Annotated in this window: 19 protein-coding genes; 15 read left to right on the forward strand and 4 right to left on the reverse strand. The window is 38.9% G+C overall.

Features of this window, described 5'->3' with window-relative positions:
• Positions 1-9 precede the first annotated feature (9 nt).
• The 13 genes from DWZ93_RS08625 (at position 10) to DWZ93_RS15320 (ending at position 11,805) form a co-directional block, all read left to right on the forward strand.
• Positions 10-2,121 carry a hypothetical protein gene (locus tag DWZ93_RS08625; protein WP_118452617.1) on the forward strand — a complete coding sequence of 704 codons (2,112 nt, stop codon included), beginning with the start codon at positions 10-12 and terminating at the stop codon, positions 2,119-2,121.
• Between the two features lie 14 nt (positions 2,122-2,135).
• Positions 2,136-3,089, forward strand: a complete 954-nt coding sequence (locus tag DWZ93_RS08630; RefSeq protein WP_118452618.1) for a hypothetical protein — start codon at positions 2,136-2,138, stop codon at positions 3,087-3,089.
• Positions 3,089-3,880: a DUF6339 family protein gene (locus DWZ93_RS08635; protein ID WP_118452619.1), complete on the forward strand. Its 792-nt coding sequence runs from the start codon at positions 3,089-3,091 to the stop codon at positions 3,878-3,880. Before DWZ93_RS08630 ends, DWZ93_RS08635 begins: the two co-directional genes overlap by 1 nt.
• The gene (locus DWZ93_RS08640; protein ID WP_118452620.1) at positions 3,852-4,790 is read left to right on the forward strand and encodes a PD-(D/E)XK motif protein; all 939 of its coding nucleotides are present in this window, start codon (positions 3,852-3,854) and stop codon (positions 4,788-4,790) included. Before DWZ93_RS08635 ends, DWZ93_RS08640 begins: the two co-directional genes overlap by 29 nt.
• Positions 4,780-6,267 carry a DNA (cytosine-5-)-methyltransferase gene (gene dcm / locus DWZ93_RS08645; protein ID WP_118452621.1) on the forward strand — a complete coding sequence of 496 codons (1,488 nt, stop codon included), beginning with the start codon at positions 4,780-4,782 and terminating at the stop codon, positions 6,265-6,267. The genes DWZ93_RS08640 and dcm overlap by 11 nt, the downstream gene beginning before the upstream one ends.
• Before the next feature lie 25 nt (positions 6,268-6,292).
• Positions 6,293-7,054 carry an HNH endonuclease gene (locus DWZ93_RS08650; protein WP_118452622.1) on the forward strand — a complete coding sequence of 254 codons (762 nt, stop codon included), beginning with the start codon at positions 6,293-6,295 and terminating at the stop codon, positions 7,052-7,054.
• 548 nt (positions 7,055-7,602) lie between these two features.
• Positions 7,603-8,127 carry a nitroreductase gene (locus tag DWZ93_RS08660; protein WP_118452624.1) on the forward strand — a complete coding sequence of 175 codons (525 nt, stop codon included), beginning with the start codon at positions 7,603-7,605 and terminating at the stop codon, positions 8,125-8,127.
• Positions 8,128-8,136: 9 nt separating this feature from the next.
• Entirely contained in the window at positions 8,137-8,820 is a 684-nt protein-coding gene (locus DWZ93_RS08665; protein WP_118452625.1) for a 3'-5' exonuclease, read from the forward strand.
• 27 nt (positions 8,821-8,847) lie between these two features.
• Positions 8,848-9,150 carry a helix-turn-helix domain-containing protein gene (locus tag DWZ93_RS08670; RefSeq protein WP_118452626.1) on the forward strand — a complete coding sequence of 101 codons (303 nt, stop codon included), beginning with the start codon at positions 8,848-8,850 and terminating at the stop codon, positions 9,148-9,150.
• A 119-nt stretch (positions 9,151-9,269) separates the two neighbouring features.
• A complete protein-coding gene (locus tag DWZ93_RS08675; RefSeq protein ID WP_118452627.1) occupies positions 9,270-9,932 on the forward strand; it encodes a hypothetical protein in 663 nt (220 codons plus the stop codon).
• A 371-nt stretch (positions 9,933-10,303) separates the two neighbouring features.
• Positions 10,304-10,831, forward strand: a complete 528-nt coding sequence (locus tag DWZ93_RS08680; protein ID WP_118452628.1) for an O-acetyl-ADP-ribose deacetylase — start codon at positions 10,304-10,306, stop codon at positions 10,829-10,831.
• 66 nt (positions 10,832-10,897) lie between these two features.
• The gene (locus DWZ93_RS08685; RefSeq protein WP_118452629.1) at positions 10,898-11,671 is read left to right on the forward strand and encodes a hypothetical protein; all 774 of its coding nucleotides are present in this window, start codon (positions 10,898-10,900) and stop codon (positions 11,669-11,671) included.
• The gene (locus DWZ93_RS15320; protein ID WP_118382372.1) at positions 11,578-11,805 is read left to right on the forward strand and encodes a hypothetical protein; all 228 of its coding nucleotides are present in this window, start codon (positions 11,578-11,580) and stop codon (positions 11,803-11,805) included. The genes DWZ93_RS08685 and DWZ93_RS15320 overlap by 94 nt, the downstream gene beginning before the upstream one ends.
• On the opposite strand, the gene DWZ93_RS08695 is transcribed toward DWZ93_RS15320, so the two are convergent.
• Positions 11,802-12,167: a hypothetical protein gene (locus DWZ93_RS08695; RefSeq protein ID WP_118452630.1), complete on the reverse strand. Its 366-nt coding sequence runs from the start codon at positions 12,165-12,167 to the stop codon at positions 11,802-11,804. The genes DWZ93_RS15320 and DWZ93_RS08695 overlap by 4 nt on opposite strands.
• Positions 12,168-12,335: 168 nt before the next feature.
• On the opposite strand from DWZ93_RS08695, the gene crcB reads away from it, so the two are divergent.
• A complete protein-coding gene (gene crcB, locus DWZ93_RS08700; RefSeq protein WP_118452631.1) occupies positions 12,336-12,701 on the forward strand; it encodes a fluoride efflux transporter CrcB in 366 nt (121 codons plus the stop codon).
• A 67-nt stretch (positions 12,702-12,768) separates the two neighbouring features.
• On the opposite strand, the gene DWZ93_RS08705 is transcribed toward crcB, so the two are convergent.
• Together DWZ93_RS08705 and DWZ93_RS14725 are read right to left on the reverse strand one after the other, a co-directional pair.
• Positions 12,769-13,326, reverse strand: coding sequence for a TetR/AcrR family transcriptional regulator (locus DWZ93_RS08705; RefSeq protein ID WP_158574302.1), 558 nt, complete (start codon positions 13,324-13,326; stop codon positions 12,769-12,771).
• 161 nt (positions 13,327-13,487) lie between these two features.
• Entirely contained in the window at positions 13,488-13,643 is a 156-nt protein-coding gene (locus DWZ93_RS14725) for a hypothetical protein (RefSeq protein ID WP_158567060.1), read from the reverse strand.
• A gap of 266 nt (positions 13,644-13,909) precedes the next feature.
• On the opposite strand from DWZ93_RS14725, the gene DWZ93_RS08710 reads away from it, so the two are divergent.
• Entirely contained in the window at positions 13,910-14,926 is a 1,017-nt protein-coding gene (locus DWZ93_RS08710) for a macro domain-containing protein (protein WP_118452633.1), read from the forward strand.
• Positions 14,927-14,950: 24 nt separating this feature from the next.
• Here the strand turns inward: DWZ93_RS08710 and DWZ93_RS08715 are convergent, their stop codons facing one another.
• Positions 14,951-16,018, reverse strand: coding sequence for a P1 family peptidase (locus DWZ93_RS08715; protein ID WP_118452634.1), 1,068 nt, complete (start codon positions 16,016-16,018; stop codon positions 14,951-14,953).
• Positions 16,019-16,043 lie beyond the last annotated feature (25 nt).

Genomic DNA, 16,043 nt, shown 5'->3' on the forward strand with positions numbered 1-16,043 from the left:
AGTTTAAAAATGCTTGATTATAAAATTCTTGAATTAAATCACGGAGTTTCATATGGAAGTGTGACTTTGAAGTCACTTCAAAATGATTATGTGCCGCTATTAGATCTTCTTGTAAGAGAAGCGATTCAGAATAGCTCAGATGCATCATTAGAAGAAGCGGGAGATAGCTTTAAGGTTAATTTTACAACAGGATATTTTTGCCCGAAGGATTTTAATTCTTTTATGACGGCACTGGATACTTCTTTGAATGAGTTATTTCCGAGTGATCAAGCGCAATTTTTGGAAATCAGAGATACCAAAACTTGCGGTTTAACCGGTCCGATTCATAAAGCTGATATTATCGGTGAAGACCATGGCAATTTCTTTAAGTTGATTTTTGATACTGGGAAGAGACAGACACAAGAAAGAGCTGGTGGAAATTGGGGATTTGGAAAAAGTGTTTATTATCGTGTAGGAATCGGAATAGTCGTATTTTATTCTAGGGTAAAGACAGATGAAGGTTTTGAGTCCCGATTAATCATAACTTTAGTAGAAGATGAGTATGGAAAAAATGCAGACGGTACAGACTCTGCGCTTTTGAACAAGATTAATAAAAAATCTGCTGGAAAAGCGTGGTGGGGATATGAGGATGGCGAGGATTTTTTGCCGGTAACCGATCAAAAATTTATTAATGCAATTTTGGACGTATTCCATATTACTCCGTTTAAAGAAGATGAAACCGGAACTTCTATTATCATTCCGTATATTGACTCAAAAAAGTTATTGGAAGATATCGTACCGATGGAATCTGGTCTTCCAGATGATGTTTACGAGCATTTTATATCGGTTTGGGGAAGCGATATTGAAGAGTATTTAAAATTATCAATACAGAAATGGTATGCACCCAAAATACATAATCGAGAATTGCTTAAAATTTGTAGTGATAAGAAATGGTTACATGTTTCTGTAAATGGAAAACCGATACGAAAGAATGACATGCTTCCGTTCTTCAAGATGGTTCAGGAAATGTATACGACAGCTTTGGCAAAAACTTACAAGACGGAGTATACACCTGAAGTAAATTATGAAATATCTACAAGGGCAGTAAACATTCTCAATTATTTTGAGGAGGGGAGTACAGCGGGATATGTTGCAGTTTCTAAGATATCGAAACAGCAACTATATGCTGATGTCATGTCATTATCTCCTTATGTATATTGTGGAAGATTTGAAGCCGAAGGTGGTTTAAATGAACCGATGGTCATGTATACCAGAGATCCCGGAATGGTTATCGAGTATTGTGTTTCTGGAGAATGGGTGAAAGGTATAACGTGGCCGGAGAGTGAAGATGATTTTATTTTTGCGTTCTTTGTTCCGGATACTCAAAAGATTTTAAAGATAAATCTTGATGTAAAGGAGCATGCTGGGAAAAATTTGGGAGAATATTTACGCTCATGCGAAGCGTCGGACCACATGGGATGGTCTGATCCCGCAAAAATGTTTATTGTATCGAGAATTCGTAAAAATACTGTTAATCAAATTACTAAAGTGCAGAACAGAAATGAAGAAAAACGGGTTGATGCTACAGCAAGTAGATTATCGGGAAAACTCGGCAAATTATTGATGCCTCGAATAGGGTATGAGAAAAAGAAAAATTCTGGTGGTCAAGGAGGCGGTGGTGGTCAAGGAGGATCTGGTGGTTCGAGCCGAAATTTAACGTATGAGTTCAGTGATTTCAAATTTAAAGGTAATGATTTGGAAATTCAATACTGTATCAAACTGGCTCACAGCAAAAGAGATACAAATATCGAACTGGTCATAGAATCGGAGAGTGGAAGAATTGATCCGATCAGTTGGCAACGAGATATCGGAACACCTTATCCCGCTATGCTTTTGTCTGTATCGGTAGATACCCTTAGGCTAGCTGGTGGAGAAGAGGATTGCGAAGAGGCGTGTGTGTGTACTTCATCAGATTCGGAACATATCGGTAAAAAGATAGAAATCAAAATGGGAAAAGCTGATACTTGTAGTGAATTCACATCTTTTGCAATTAAGTCGCATGTTCTTGCTCCTGAAATCAGAGGAATATTAAAAATACATGCGCGAGATAAAAGATATAGCTTTTCATTCAAGGTAGTTTGATACGGAGGGAGATAATGGACAATTTAAAATTTTATCCGTATCTGACGGATGAACTCATGGAAAAAAGCGGATGTATGATTGAAAAGTTTCAATTTTTTTACTATCCGAACGATATGGAATCTCCGTTAAGAGGCGAAAAAAAAGGAGCAGGAGTAATCAAAATTACCGACCCGCTTGATATGTGGAGCCTTGCTCAAGACGGTATTACTTTCAAAAAGAAAGTATCTATTGTATATCCCGATTTTTTGTTCGGAGCGGAAGGGATCGCCTGTAAGAATGCTGAAATTGGAATATGTATCATATGGACAAATAACAGGCTGACACAAACGGGTCTCGTTCTGCCGAATAGTGATATAACAACTGCAGCAGGAAGAATGTGCTATTTCGAACACACTTTTAATCCAGGAGAAATAGAAGGTGATCTTCAGTTATCGGTGTGTTTATATGTAAAAAAATCCGCATCCGAAATTCTTGACGGTGAAGAAGAACTTATGAATGAAGAAGGCGTCACTATCGGAGAATTAGATGATATTGTTGTAGATTTTGACAGTATAAATATGGAATTTCCGATTGAAGAATTGTATTCGGATAAAGAGCCTTTATGGTGGATAGAGTTTTCGCAGTGGGAGGATCCTAAATCCCTGGAAAAATTTACAAAAGATAATATTTGTATTTATTTAAATCCTTATTATTCTGCATGTCCTATGACTGATGGAAATATTAAGAATGTAGATCTTTTGATTGATATTTTGGCAACATCATATTTAATGATATTTGAAAGACTCAGTGAAGAAGATTTGCAAGCAACAAGAAATGATGTTGGATTAGAGGTCAATTCCATATGCAGTATATTGCACCAATTTATCGGAGAGTGTAATAAGACGGAGCTGCGTTTCGAATCTCCAGAGGCATTATTAAGGACCTTGCAAATTAATCTAAGAGCAAAACTGACAGAGGAGGATAAGTAATGGTTCGATTCAAAACATTATCAAGAGATGAAGCGAAAAGAATAATATCCGCCTTTGATAATTATGACGATATGGAATTTGATGATCTTGTAAATCATTGGAAGCAGTATGATTCTGTTTCCGAATTTGATGAATCATTCGTAGATTTTCGGAATGAGCTACTAGCTGCTTTTCAGGAAGGGTTACAAGAAACTAACGGTAAGATGGATTATCCTGTGGATCTGAAAGTTGGATTAAAAATATATTCGTTATTGCCGATCGGAAAGGATTTTTCGATTGTACAAGCGAATGATGATGATTTTTGGAGATACATTTCGGTTAAAGTTATGCCAGATATTACATATCTGCGATATCCGAATCCTGAAAAAGCAGTAAAAGATGCAGGTGGAAGATTGAATCACAAGAGATTTTATGCACAAACCCGCAGGATCTGGTTAAAAAGTCTCTGGTGGTATGTATTCCTTAGTTGGCAAGGAACAGAGTTGAAGACATATAATGCTTTGAAAAACAATAAAACAGATAATATCAATAAGTTAATCGAGACACCGGGAAGAGGATATCGCTTAATGCTTTATAGGGCAATGATTGCCGAATATGCAAAGTATTCGGCTTCGAATAAAGCTTCAACTAAAGAATTTGCAGCGTTTACAAAGTTGAATAATGCGAAGTGTGTGAATGTGGAACCAGCACTGACTCCAGGCGGTGAAAAAGGATATGCACATAGACTTTTTGAAGAATTGAGAGAAAACGGAGGAGACGAAAATGACATTAGTAGAGGAAATCCTCAATAATTGGAATACAGATATTCCAGGTTATGCACATAGTATAGATTCTTTAGAAAAAATGGGATATCCTGCTTGGACTATTCTAAACTCCGAGGAATATGGTGTCGTATTAGCGATCGAGGGATCTGAAGATATTAACGAGGCTTTTGCGAATGCTCGTATTGTCAGTAAAGAAGTTGTGTTTGAAGGCGGTTTCGTACGGAGAGCATTAACATTGACATCTTCTTCTGCAGTCATAGAAGAAACCTTTGCGTCATTGTGTGCGGCATTGGTGACACCTGGATCAAACGGAGAAAATAGAGGGAAAATCATGGAATCTCCGTTGGAATGGTGGAGAAGCTGGAAGAAAATGCTGGGTAACAAAAATATAGACCCAAGAATATATGATGTGTTGGGTGAGTTGGTTGTACTGAAAACAATGATCCCTCTTGGAGAAGATATAAGTTGGAATGGTCCAGACCGTGCTTCCTATGACATTGAAATGGAATCAAAGTTTGTGGAAGTGAAATCTACGATTGTGCGAGATAAAAGAGAAGTGACAATTAGTAGTTATTTTCAATTACAACCAGAAAACAAACCATTACATTTAGTACTGTGCCAGTTTGAACCCTCGCTTTTTACAGGTGTTTCAATTGACTCTGTGATAGATGATATTTCAAAACTGGGGTATAACACCTCTTCCATTGAAAAGAAATTACAAGAAATGGGTTTTGAAAATGGAATGAGTTCAAGAAAGAAAACATTCGTTTTACATGATCTGTTAGATTACGAAATTGATGATGATTTTCCGCGTGTTACTACCGAGTCGTTCAAGGGTGGTGTGTTACCTGTAGGAATTACAAAAATCACCTATACAGTTGATCTAAGCGGAATTCAAGTCGTTTCGTTGTTGCAAGGAGCTGATAATGATATATAAAACCATAGATTTGTGCGCAGGCATAGGTGGAATCAGGCGTGGATTTGAAATGACAGGATCTTTTCAAAACGTTCGATCGGCTGAAATTGATGAATCTGCGGCAAAAACATACAAGCATCTTTTCGGTGATGATGCTTTAAATGATTTGACATCCGAAGAGTTTAAAACGGAATTAGATAGCACAGAATATGACGTATTACTTGCCGGTTTTCCGTGTCAGGCATTTAGTCGTGCCGGAAAGCAATTGGGATTTAGAGATACAACAAGGGGGACTATTTTCTTTGATATTGCGGATATTATTTCCAGAACAAAACCAAGAGCGATTTTTCTTGAAAATGTTGATAATCTGATTTCTCATGATCATGGAAACACAATTAATACAATTGTAAAAACGTTGGAAGATGAGCTTGATTATCGTGTTATCGGGGTTTCTTTGGATGAGAATGGTAACTACCAATACGATAGGTCTTCGTTCGTTCGGAATTCGAAAAATTTTGGGGTGCCCCAAAACAGAGCACGTGCATATATTATGGCATTTAGTAAGAAAAAATATGGAAATGCTATTAAACTTTTGACTGAACAGTTACCGACAGAAAGTACGGAGGTTGTTTTTGAGGATGTAAATGCAATACTGGAAACAGAAGTTGATGACAAATATTATATGGCCGAAGGATATCTGGAGACGCTCAAGCGTCACAAGATACGAGAACATGAAAAAGGACATGGGTTTGGATATTGCGTTGTTAATCAAGAAGGTGGGGAACATCCAATTGCAAACACTATTCTTGCAACAGGCGGTTCGGGAAAAGAGAGAAATCTCATATATCAACCTAAAGAAGGCATTGCTGGAAAAGTGATTCCAAGAAAGAAAACGCGGCTTAATTCAGAAGGTATACGAGTTATGACTCCGATGGAATGGGGGCGTTTACAAGGATTTATCGGGTATGGATTTCTTGATGCTGATGAAAGTGAAACATTCAGCTTTCCGGAAGGTACAAATGATGCTCAAAAATATAAGCAGTTAGGAAATTCAGTTTCTATTCCAGTTATTAAGACGATGGCAGATTTTATGTTGAACTGTTTTGATATATTGGAACAACAACAAGAAGAAATTGTAAAAGCACTTGCTTACCATAATGTCTATTTCACCAAGAAAGATGTGATGGAAAATATGGGGATCAATGCTGTTCAAGCCAGTGCTATTTTGAAAAAATTGATAGAGCAGCAAGTGATTCGCAGAATCTCCCATGGAGTATCTACAAGGTACGTGAATGCTAACAGAGAAGATGACTTACCTCCGTTTAGTCAAGAGGAAAAAGTTTTGGAATATGCGAAAGAAAATGATTCTTTTTCAAATAAGGATATAGTTGAACTTTTGCAAATTACCGTTGGCAGCGGCAATGTATTGTTATCGACGATGGTAAAAAAAGGATTATTGATACGCATAAAACGTGGATGGTATTCAGCAAAAGTATAATTTATATGCTTGAAGGGTGATGTTTATGGCAGATGTTTTTATAGAACTACATAGAAAAAATGCCAATCATGGCAGTATTTTAAAAGAATATTATGCACGTTACCTTACTGATATTCGAAAAAATAGTCAAAGCACTGTAAAACATTATTTTGATGCACTTAATAATATTTCCAAACGATTGAAAGAAAAAAGTTTGGTTCGGGAAAATATCTATGAGATTGCTGATATAGATACCCTATTTCAACTTAGGGATATTCTTTATAGCGATCCAGATTTTATACAAGCAAATGAACGCGGCCGAAGAATGTACAGTGCGGGGTTGAATAATTATTGCAGATTTGCGAGTGGAGAGGGATTCTCTGAGATTGCAGAAAAAATTAAAACATTTGATGTTCCAGTGTCAAAGGATCAAAATCTGACGATTACTAAAACAATATGGAAAAGATCAGGGGTTTTACGAATGCAGGCTTTTGAACTGGCAAATTATAAATGTGAGTTAAATAGTAAACACGAAACATTTATTGCAGAGAGTACTCATAAACCATATATGGAAGGTCATCATGCATTGCCAATGAGTTTACAGGATCAATTTACGGTTAGTTTAGATATATATTCGAACATTGTTTGCCTTTGTCCGCTATGTCATCGAAAAATTCATTACGGAATGGAAAATGAGAAAAGAATCATGCTAGATATTATATACGCAAAAAGGTCTTCTCGTTTGGCAAAAAGTGGGATAAGAATAAGTCAAGATGAGTTCGTTCGTTTTGCAAATCACACATTTTAATGTTTGGCGTAAAACATGATTTCATCAGCCGGAGGAAGAGAAGTTAATGAAACGAGGAAGTGCAATAATAATTCATGGTGGCAAAGATGTTATGCTTATTTAGATTATTTCGTATTGAGCATGTTAAGAAAATATTTGAAAATAATTGAATTATCTGTGGTTTCAATAAAATTAATTCTATAGTAAAAATATACTGTCTAGACGGCTACTTTTTAAGCTCTTATTCGTAAGAAAGACAATAATAGGCTAAAATTGGGAAAGCCCCATTTGGGGCTTATATGTTTATTTCCCAATATGTTGCAACCAGAGCAAGATTCACCCGTGTATTACAGTATTGTCATTTTGACAAGTTTGTACTATTCACGTTTTTTGAACTTGATGAGGATTACGTCCCCATATCCACGTGCAAATATAATTGTTGGCAATTACATTTTAGCACATACGCAAGCTCATCAGAGTAAGCGTCACAGATAACAAAATAATGAAAATCGTGATAAGGTATAGGCGAAATATCTATACAGAATTATTAAATTTATAGGAGCAGAAAAATGAACGACACATTAAAAATCTTAGAATCTAGAAGAAGTTGTAGAAATTTCACCAGCGAGAAAATGGTATCCGAAGAGGACATTCAGGCGATTATCGAAGCCGGAACTTACGCACCATCTGGCATGGGAAGACAGAGTTCTATTATTATTGCGGTAACGAATAAGGAATTAAGAGATCAGTTATCTGCAGAGAATGCGAAGATTATGGGAGCGGATACAGATCCGTTTTATGGAGCACCAGTGATTCTGGTTGTTCTTGCGGATAAGGATATTCCGACATATAAGTATGATGGATCGCTTGTGATGGGGAATCTTTTGAATGCGGCAACGAGTCTTGGACTTGGCAGTATTTGGGTTCACAGAGCGAAGGAAGAGTTTGAGTCAGAATTTGGTAAGAAGATTCTTGCTGATCTTGGCATTGAAGGCAATTATGAAGGCATCGGACATTGTGCTATTGGATACACAGCTGCACCAGCCAATGCGCCTGCGCCAAGAAAAGATAATTACGTTTATTATGTAAGGTAGAAAATACGGATGTTAGGAAATACAAAAGGAAAGCAGTTATATAATTACACACCTGATTATGTGTTGTTTGATCTGGAGACTACAGGCATTTCGCGTAATACGGATGAGGTGATTGAGATTTCGGCGGTGAAGGTCAGAAATGGCAGGGTAGTAGATGAATTCAGCCATCTGGTTAATCCGGGTAAATCGATTCCGTATGCGGCAAGTATGGTGAATAATATCACGAATCAGATGGTGAGAAATGCACCTCATTTTGACCGTGTGTTGGAATATTTCGTGAATTTCATAGAGGATGATACTCTGGTCGGGCACAATATTTGCAGTTTTGATATGGCGTTTATATATCGAGATTGTGAACGTTATCTGGGGAAGATCATTTCCAATGATTACATAGATACGCTCCGACTTGCCAGGAAAGTCTTTCCGGATTGGAAGCATCGGAGATTATCCGATCTTGCGGAACATTATGGAATTTCTACGGAGGGTGCGCACAGAGCGCTTGCCGATTGCAGGATGAATCAGAAAATATTTGAATATTTGGGAAAAGAGCTTGCAGGTAAGCAGTTGAAGGTGCAAAATAATACCAGGATTTGTCCAAAATGTCATTTGCCTATGCAGAGACGGAATGGCAGATTCGGTGAATTCTGGGGATGTACAGGATTCCCGAAGTGCAGACATACAGAAAACATATAGAATACATCAAAAATAGGAGGGCGAGCTATGTTTCCAATTATTGACAGAAAAAGAACCGGAATCAGATTGCGAAGAATTATGGACGAGCGTGGATTATCTATAAAAGATGTCCAGCAGTATCTGGAACTCGGAAGTGTTCAGAGTGTCTATCATTGGCTGAATGGACTTAGCATGCCGACGATTGATAATCTGTATGCACTCAGTGAATTGTTTCAGATGCCGATAGATGATTTGGTGTGTGGGAATAGGGACAATGTTTTTGCGTATAAGTCTGATTCACAATGTGAACGTATTAGTGCTTATTACGAAAGACTTAATAAAGCAGCATAAATTTGTCGGAGAGAGTACGGCAAATGCTTTTATACTACAAGTTCAATGACAAGTGAGACATTCTCCCTTACAATGATTTCTATGAAGCAGGTAGAGATGATTGTGAGGGAGGATTTTTTATGAGCGAGAAGATATTAGTAACACAGGCTTTAGATGAGAGAGATCTGTTAGTGAAGAAGATCAATGATAAGATTGCGAAGGCCAGCTTTGTAGATACGATTAAGCCGAATGAGGATAAGGTATATGCAAAGAGAATTGATAAAGCAGAGTATGCAAAGGAAGCAGAAGCTGCATACCAGCAGATCAACGATCTGATCAGGCGCTTTCAATTGATCGACGCTGCTATTGTGGAGTCCAATGCGAAGACAGAAGTTAATACTTCCTATGGAACATTCACGGTTGCAGGAGCTATTTCACTCAGAAGCAGACTTCGTGGAATGGATGCTTATGATGGAGAGGCGGACTTTGAAGGAAGACTGAAGAACAAATTGAATCATGAATATTCTGAACGGGTTCAATTTTGTGATATGAAGAACGGACAGCTTCAGTCCACAGCCGAGAGTATGCGTCTGAGCATTTTAGGGCGCGATGCGAAAGCAAAGGATGACAAGCCGTTAGGCGTGGTTGATGCATATATGAAGGAGAATACGACTGAACTTGTGGATCCTTTGGATGTAAAGAAGAAGGTCGACATGTTGGAAGAGAAGCGGAATATTCTGCTCACAGAACTGGATACGCAGATCAAAGTGTCCAATGCAACCACATTTATCGAGATAGCATAATCATATTGCCTGCATTACGAAAATTCCGAACTTAGTTTCCCTGTAACAGGGTTAAGTTACGTGAAGAATATGCAAATTCTATTAGGATGGATAGTATAAGAGCTGTTAATCGTTTTGGATTTTGTTTAAACTTTGAATTGTGAATCGTTAATGATTTTGTTCTTGAATGGTCATGTGTGAATGGACAACTTTTCTTCAGGTATAGAGATATGCTGAAATCCATGAAACAGGTTAAGGTGTTAAACTAATTGACCGGGGATCAGCCTCATGGCTGTAATGCAGGCAATAAGATGAATAAAGGCCGTGGCGGAAGCTGCGGCTTTTGCTATAATAGGATAAGGTGTTATGATGAATGCAAGGAGGTATTGTGTATGAATTGTTGTATACAGACAGTACAGGGAGATATTACAAAAGTTGATGATGTGGAAGCAATCGTGAATGCAGCGAATAACAGTTTGCTTGGCGGTGGCGGCGTGGATGGTGCGATTCATCGGGCAGCTGGTCCGGAACTTCTGGCAGAATGTCGTACCTTACATGGTTGTGATACAGGGGAAGCCAAGATTACCAAGGCATATAAGCTGCCTTGTAAATATGTAATCCATACAGTTGGACCGATCTGGTATGGAGGTAATGATGGTGAGCCGGAGCTGTTAGCAAATGCGTATCGCAATTCGCTGCAATGTGGGGTAGATCATGGAATTAAGACAATCGCATTTTCTGCTATTTCAACAGGTGTTTACGGTTATCCGATAGATAAGGCAGCAGTTGTTGCGGTCGATACAGTGAAGGAATTTATCAGAGAGCATCCTGGCAAGATAGAACTTGTGAGGTTTGTGTTGTTCAGCGCAGATGTGCTGGCGGCATATGAAAAAGTGATAGGGGAAAGAACTATTTTATAAATGTAACTTAAAAAGTGTTACAATTATAAATGGTACTAGAAATATTCGAAGCGGAGTATAAGATAGTTGGATAATAGTATATTTTTAAAAGGGAAAAACAAAGGAATTAATAAGGAATTAAGGGGTAATGTGGCATTTTGCTATATTCTTGTGGATGAACAGGCAGGGCGGTGGAGTGCTGCGGATGAAAATGCGGTGGTCAATACGATTCGCCAGACCTCATCCTGGCTGATGCAGGAAGCGGGCAAGAAAAATGTGACATTGAATATCCGGAATTTTGTATTTCGCAGTAAGAGCGATGTGCATGTAGATCTTGGTATGTCGAATGCCTGGGTGAAACAGGTGATGCAGAATACGAAGTATGCATCAATCACAGAATTGCGTAATCACTTTAAAAATGAAAAACGATTTGATGATGTAGCTGTGATTTTTCTATTCCGATATGAGGAGAGGTCTTTTGCCTCGAGGCAGGTTGCGCTGGGAGAGGGCGAAGAATATGCCACAGTCTTTTATGGAGAAAAATGCAATACATTTATCCATGAGATCTGTCATTTATATGGTGCCTGTGATTTGTATTATACGGATTTTGTAAAGGAAAAAGTCAGACGATACCTGGGCGGAAGTATTATGTGTTCCAATGTGCTGTATGTGGATGATGTGACAGCTTACGTGATTGGCTGGCAGAAAGAATTGACAGATATGGCGAAAGCATTTCTTCAGGAAACAATGCATATTACGGAAGCAGAATGGTATGCAGCTCTGGTGTGTTACAGTATGCTTCCGGTGATAAATATCAGGGAGAATTTCGGCATGGCAAGCCGGAAGGTCAGGGTGTGCTGAATTATACGAATGGAGATCATTATGAAGGCGCTTTTATGAATGGTACATTTGAAGGGAAAGGCGTGTACTATTTTCATACGGGTGGGAAAAAGAAAGGCATTTGGAAAAATGGTAAATATTTGCGGAGATTTTAGATAGTCTCCGCATTCTTTGCATTTCGAATCCGCTCCATGGTATCGAGTTGTTCGGCTTTTTCGAAAATCTCGGTTTTCCAGGCAGCGAATTCTTCCTGAAAAAGTTCTTCGGATATAGAGTTTTTTCTGGAGAGAAGTTCTGCCCAGCCGCTGATGAATTCAGTGATGAAATTGCCATAGGCAGTAAGAGAGTTATTGTCATTGAAGGATATCTGAGCCGTGGTCATATCCATTTCATAATAGCCACCCCAGACATTGCATTCGAGTTCTTCAACATTTGTATTCATAGAGAAGGGTTCTTTTTCATACAGACCCAAAGGCATATCGGCGATATTTTTTCTGTTTATTTCAATGTTACTCATATAGATACTCCTTTTGTGTGAAATTATTGCACTTATTATACCATAGGTCTGATGGATTTGCATGTGAAGAGAGAAGATGCTATAGTTACCTAAAACGAAATTTTAAAGGGCTGAAAAGCCTGTGATTTCAACAAAAAGACTTAATTATATGAGGAGGATGTGAAACAAATGGAATTCTTAGTTGTAGCCCTGGGTGGAGCTGTGGGAGCAATGGCCCGATATGCGATAAGCCTTATACCTGTTAAAAGCGGATTTCCGTTTCTGACGTTGGCGACAAATATTATGGGAGCGCTTCTGATAGGATTTGTTGTTGGTATCGCAAGCGGTAAGAATGAGGTATCGGAAAATACGATATTGTTTTGGAAAACAGGGGTATGTGGTGGTTTTACAACCTTTTCAACATTTTCTTTAGAAGCATACAATTTGTTTGAGGATAATCAATATACAGCTGGAGGAGCGTATGTGTTATTAAGCTGTTGTAGTTGCATATTGGGAGTGCTGTGTGGCAAAAAATTATCAGCTCTTATTAGATAACAGAATATGATTTGAGCCGAGAAAACGTTGTGTATTCCGTAGCTTATAGTTATCAAAAAGAAAACAACTATTCTCGCGATTCAAGTGTCCAGTGGACAAGATCATCGAATATCCACTCGAAGTGATTAACATATTCATCTACGTCAGGTTTAGGCTGCATGTAATTAAATTTAAGGAAATATCCGGCTAATGCGAATCTGCAGAATTCGGCCGTAGATTGGATTTGTTCGTCTGAAAGATATTTTCCTGCATCTTCCAACTGCTTTTTGATATATTTGATGATTGAATCCTCTGTTTTAATAAAGAAGTGGTATTCTAGTTGTTCTTTGGATAGCGAAGAGAGAATATGATTTATAATCTTAGGGTATTCCTTACATGCTTGAAATATCGCTTTCATTTCGGCTTTTAAATCTGTTGGATCTTCTAGTGTTTTGACCAGTTTATCTATTTCATACTGTATCCATTTATCAAGCAACTCATATAAATCTTGAAAGTGATAGTAGAAAGTGTTATGGTTGATTTCACACCTTTTAACAAGAGCCAGCACAGTAATCTTGTCAAAGGGCATTTCTTCGATCATCTCGCTAAAGGTTTGCATGATTGTTTTCATCGTTAACATAGACATAGACAATTCCTCCTGATGCATCTTCTTTAGTACCACACATTTATAGAATATGCCTATTTGAAGATTTTGTCCATATCAATATATGACATAGAAAAAATTCCTGCTTACATAGAGGCTCTTTGCTCTCTATGTAAGCAGGAATTTTTCTATTAAGCTAAACATTATGCAATGAACTCCCAGTGACCATCCTTAAATGTCCACTCTTCTTCAAGGTTGTTTTCAAACAGTACAGTATAAACACCTTCTGTATCAGCCTTTGGATGAACCTCTACTACCTTCGTACCTACTTTTTTCTCGATTTCACTATAATCAGACATCTCTTTTTCCTCCTCTCGAGAATCTCTATTCGTTATTATTATAATAAGACTTAGGTGGTATTTATCATATATCCAGATTGTCTGAATTGTCCTAAAACAGACAATTTGAAGAATCTGTCCAAAATGCAGAATCAGAATTCATTATTCACGCTGTATTATTCCGTTATCATTGATATTGTTCCGCTAAAGAAGTATACTTTATCTTAGATTGGAGCGATAATCTGTGTTTATGACGGTAAAACAGAATCTGAACAGGGAGGTCATCTATGCCTTTTGAAATAGTACGAAATGATATTGTAAATATGCAGGTAGATGCGGTGGTAAACACTGCAAATCCCAATCCTGTCATCGGCTCTGGCGTCGACAGCGGAATACATAAAAAAGCCGGACACGAGTTGTTGGTGGCAAGACAGAAAATCGGCTGTATTGATTTTGGTGATGCAGCTATTACCCCAGGATTTGATTTGGATGCCAGGTATGTTATCCATACCGTAGGACCTGTTTGGAAGGATGGCAGTCACAGAGAGGAGCAGATTTTATCTTCGTGCTATAGGAACTCCCTGACATTGGCTAAGGAGCATGAGTGCGAATCTATTGCATTTCCTTTGATAGCTACAGGCAATTACGGATTTCCGAAACCTCTCGCTCTGCAAATAGCGGTTCGTGAGATCAGTACTTTCCTGCTGGAAAATGAAATGCAGGTTTACCTGGTTGTGTTTGGCAAGGAAGCATTTGCCCTTTCGGAAAAACTGTTCAAATCCGTTAACAGTTACATTGACGAAAACTATATCCGCAGCAAAAAGCTTGATGAATATGGAACGGAAAGCATGTATGGTTCTCGTCTTGAAACAAGGCGTATAAGAGAACAGGAATGCGCTGATATGTCTGTAGGAGCAGCTATACCGATGGATTCTGATGATTGGGGGCAGCTGATTAACGATCTGGATGCAGGCTTTTCTGAAACACTCCTACAACTGATTGACCGTACCGGAAAGAAGGACTCTGAAATTTACAAAAAGGCAAATGTGGATAGAAAGCTGTTCTCAAAAATCCGAAACAATATGGATTATAGGCCATCTAAGACAACTGCACTGGCCTTCGCCTTTGCACTGGAACTGGATGTTGATGAAACAAAAGACTTTATTAGCAGAGCAGGGTTTGCCCTTTCTCACAGCAGTAAGTTTGATGTGATTGTGGAGTATTTCCTGGTAAATGGGAATTACAATGTGATTGAACTGAACGAAGTTCTGTTTGCTTTTGACCAGCCGCTTATTGGCGCATAAAAATGTCGCATATCATCAGACTATTCATTCTGGCTCCCTATCGTTAAGGTATTCTGCAAGGCTGTAATACAGCTCGCCCTTTCTTCCACGTGTCTGTTTTGCAGCCGTCATGGAATTTAAGATTGCTTCCTGTTCAGCTTCTGCTGCAGCGAGAAAAGCCCGGTTGATCACATGCTCCGGAATTGCTGATAGATGAAGCAGTTCTTCTTCACAACCGGACGGAATCCGGTTTGCGGTTGTAAAACCGATCATGACTTCTCCGCTTCCATGTCCTGTATAACCGCCGGTTCGTGCAATGCCAACCCCTGTTCTTTTCAAAATCCGTTTGAGCTGACGGCTTGTTAATGGGAGATCAGTAGCCAGAATGCTCATGATGGAACCTTTGTCTTCTTCGGAGGCAGCCATATCATTCTTTTCTTGCTTCCATTCCAGAATTTTTGGACCAACAGCTTCTCCGTTCAGTATAAAATCTTCGGTCGCACCAAAGTTTGACTGAACCAGAACGCCGATGGTGTATTCCTTTTCACCAATACAGATCACGCGGGATGCAGATCCGATTCCACCCTTCATGCCGTAGCAGATGGTACCGGCACCGGCGCCTACATCCCCTTCTTCGAACTCTTCAGTAGCAGCCGCAAAAGCCTGTCGCACTTCTTTTTCACCAACTGCACGTTTCTGGATCTGGTTAATCCGGCAATCATTGCACTCGCCAACGACAGGATTGATGCTCATGGGTTCCAGCCCATCGTTCTGGCACTGTTCGATCACGATACCGACAAGCGCATCCCAAACCTTTCCGACATTTAACGTATTTGTAAGGGCAATCGGTGTTTCAAGGGTTCCAAGTTCTTCTAACTGTACCAGACCGGCGCTTTTTCCAAATCCATTGTGGACATAGGCTGCCGCCGTATAGTGATGTGTAAATGCATTGTCCGGTCCAGGGACGATCACGGTCACACCGGTATGATTTTCTTCCATGTTCACAGTACAATGTCCTACCAGTACACCAGGTACATCCGTAATTGTATTTCTTTTTCCTGTTTTCACTCTTCCGGGTACAATTCCAAAGTCTCGAATCCGTTTTTTCTTCACGTTGTGTTCCTCCTTGGATCTTGGT

It is taken from the genome of Dorea sp. AF36-15AT (assembly GCF_003477705.1).
In the GTDB taxonomy this organism is placed as follows: Bacteria; Bacillota; Clostridia; order Lachnospirales; family Lachnospiraceae; genus Claveliimonas; species Claveliimonas ammoniilytica.

Excerpts from the sequence above, each read along its gene's own strand:
- DWZ93_RS08625 (WP_118452617.1), top strand. The coding sequence starts at position 10 with ATGCTTGATTATAAAATTCTTGAATTAAATCACGGAGTTTCATATGGA.
- DWZ93_RS08630 (WP_118452618.1), top strand. The coding sequence starts at position 2,136 with ATGGACAATTTAAAATTTTATCCGTATCTGACGGATGAACTCATGGAA.
- DWZ93_RS08635 (WP_118452619.1), top strand. The coding sequence starts at position 3,089 with ATGGTTCGATTCAAAACATTATCAAGAGATGAAGCGAAAAGAATAATA.
- DWZ93_RS08640 (WP_118452620.1), top strand. The coding sequence starts at position 3,852 with ATGACATTAGTAGAGGAAATCCTCAATAATTGGAATACAGATATTCCA.
- dcm (WP_118452621.1), top strand. The coding sequence starts at position 4,780 with ATGATATATAAAACCATAGATTTGTGCGCAGGCATAGGTGGAATCAGG.
- DWZ93_RS08650 (WP_118452622.1), top strand. The coding sequence starts at position 6,293 with ATGGCAGATGTTTTTATAGAACTACATAGAAAAAATGCCAATCATGGC.
- DWZ93_RS08660 (WP_118452624.1), top strand. The coding sequence starts at position 7,603 with ATGAACGACACATTAAAAATCTTAGAATCTAGAAGAAGTTGTAGAAAT.
- DWZ93_RS08665 (WP_118452625.1), top strand. The coding sequence starts at position 8,137 with ATGTTAGGAAATACAAAAGGAAAGCAGTTATATAATTACACACCTGAT.
- DWZ93_RS08670 (WP_118452626.1), top strand. The coding sequence starts at position 8,848 with ATGTTTCCAATTATTGACAGAAAAAGAACCGGAATCAGATTGCGAAGA.
- DWZ93_RS08675 (WP_118452627.1), top strand. The coding sequence starts at position 9,270 with ATGAGCGAGAAGATATTAGTAACACAGGCTTTAGATGAGAGAGATCTG.
- DWZ93_RS08680 (WP_118452628.1), top strand. The coding sequence starts at position 10,304 with ATGAATTGTTGTATACAGACAGTACAGGGAGATATTACAAAAGTTGAT.
- DWZ93_RS15320 (WP_118382372.1), top strand. The coding sequence starts at position 11,578 with ATGGTATGCAGCTCTGGTGTGTTACAGTATGCTTCCGGTGATAAATAT.
- DWZ93_RS08695 (WP_118452630.1), bottom strand. The coding sequence starts at position 12,167 with ATGAGTAACATTGAAATAAACAGAAAAAATATCGCCGATATGCCTTTG.
- crcB (WP_118452631.1), top strand. The coding sequence starts at position 12,336 with ATGGAATTCTTAGTTGTAGCCCTGGGTGGAGCTGTGGGAGCAATGGCC.
- DWZ93_RS08705 (WP_158574302.1), bottom strand. The coding sequence starts at position 13,326 with ATGTCTATGTTAACGATGAAAACAATCATGCAAACCTTTAGCGAGATG.
- DWZ93_RS14725 (WP_158567060.1), bottom strand. The coding sequence starts at position 13,643 with ATGTCTGATTATAGTGAAATCGAGAAAAAAGTAGGTACGAAGGTAGTA.
- DWZ93_RS08710 (WP_118452633.1), top strand. The coding sequence starts at position 13,910 with ATGCCTTTTGAAATAGTACGAAATGATATTGTAAATATGCAGGTAGAT.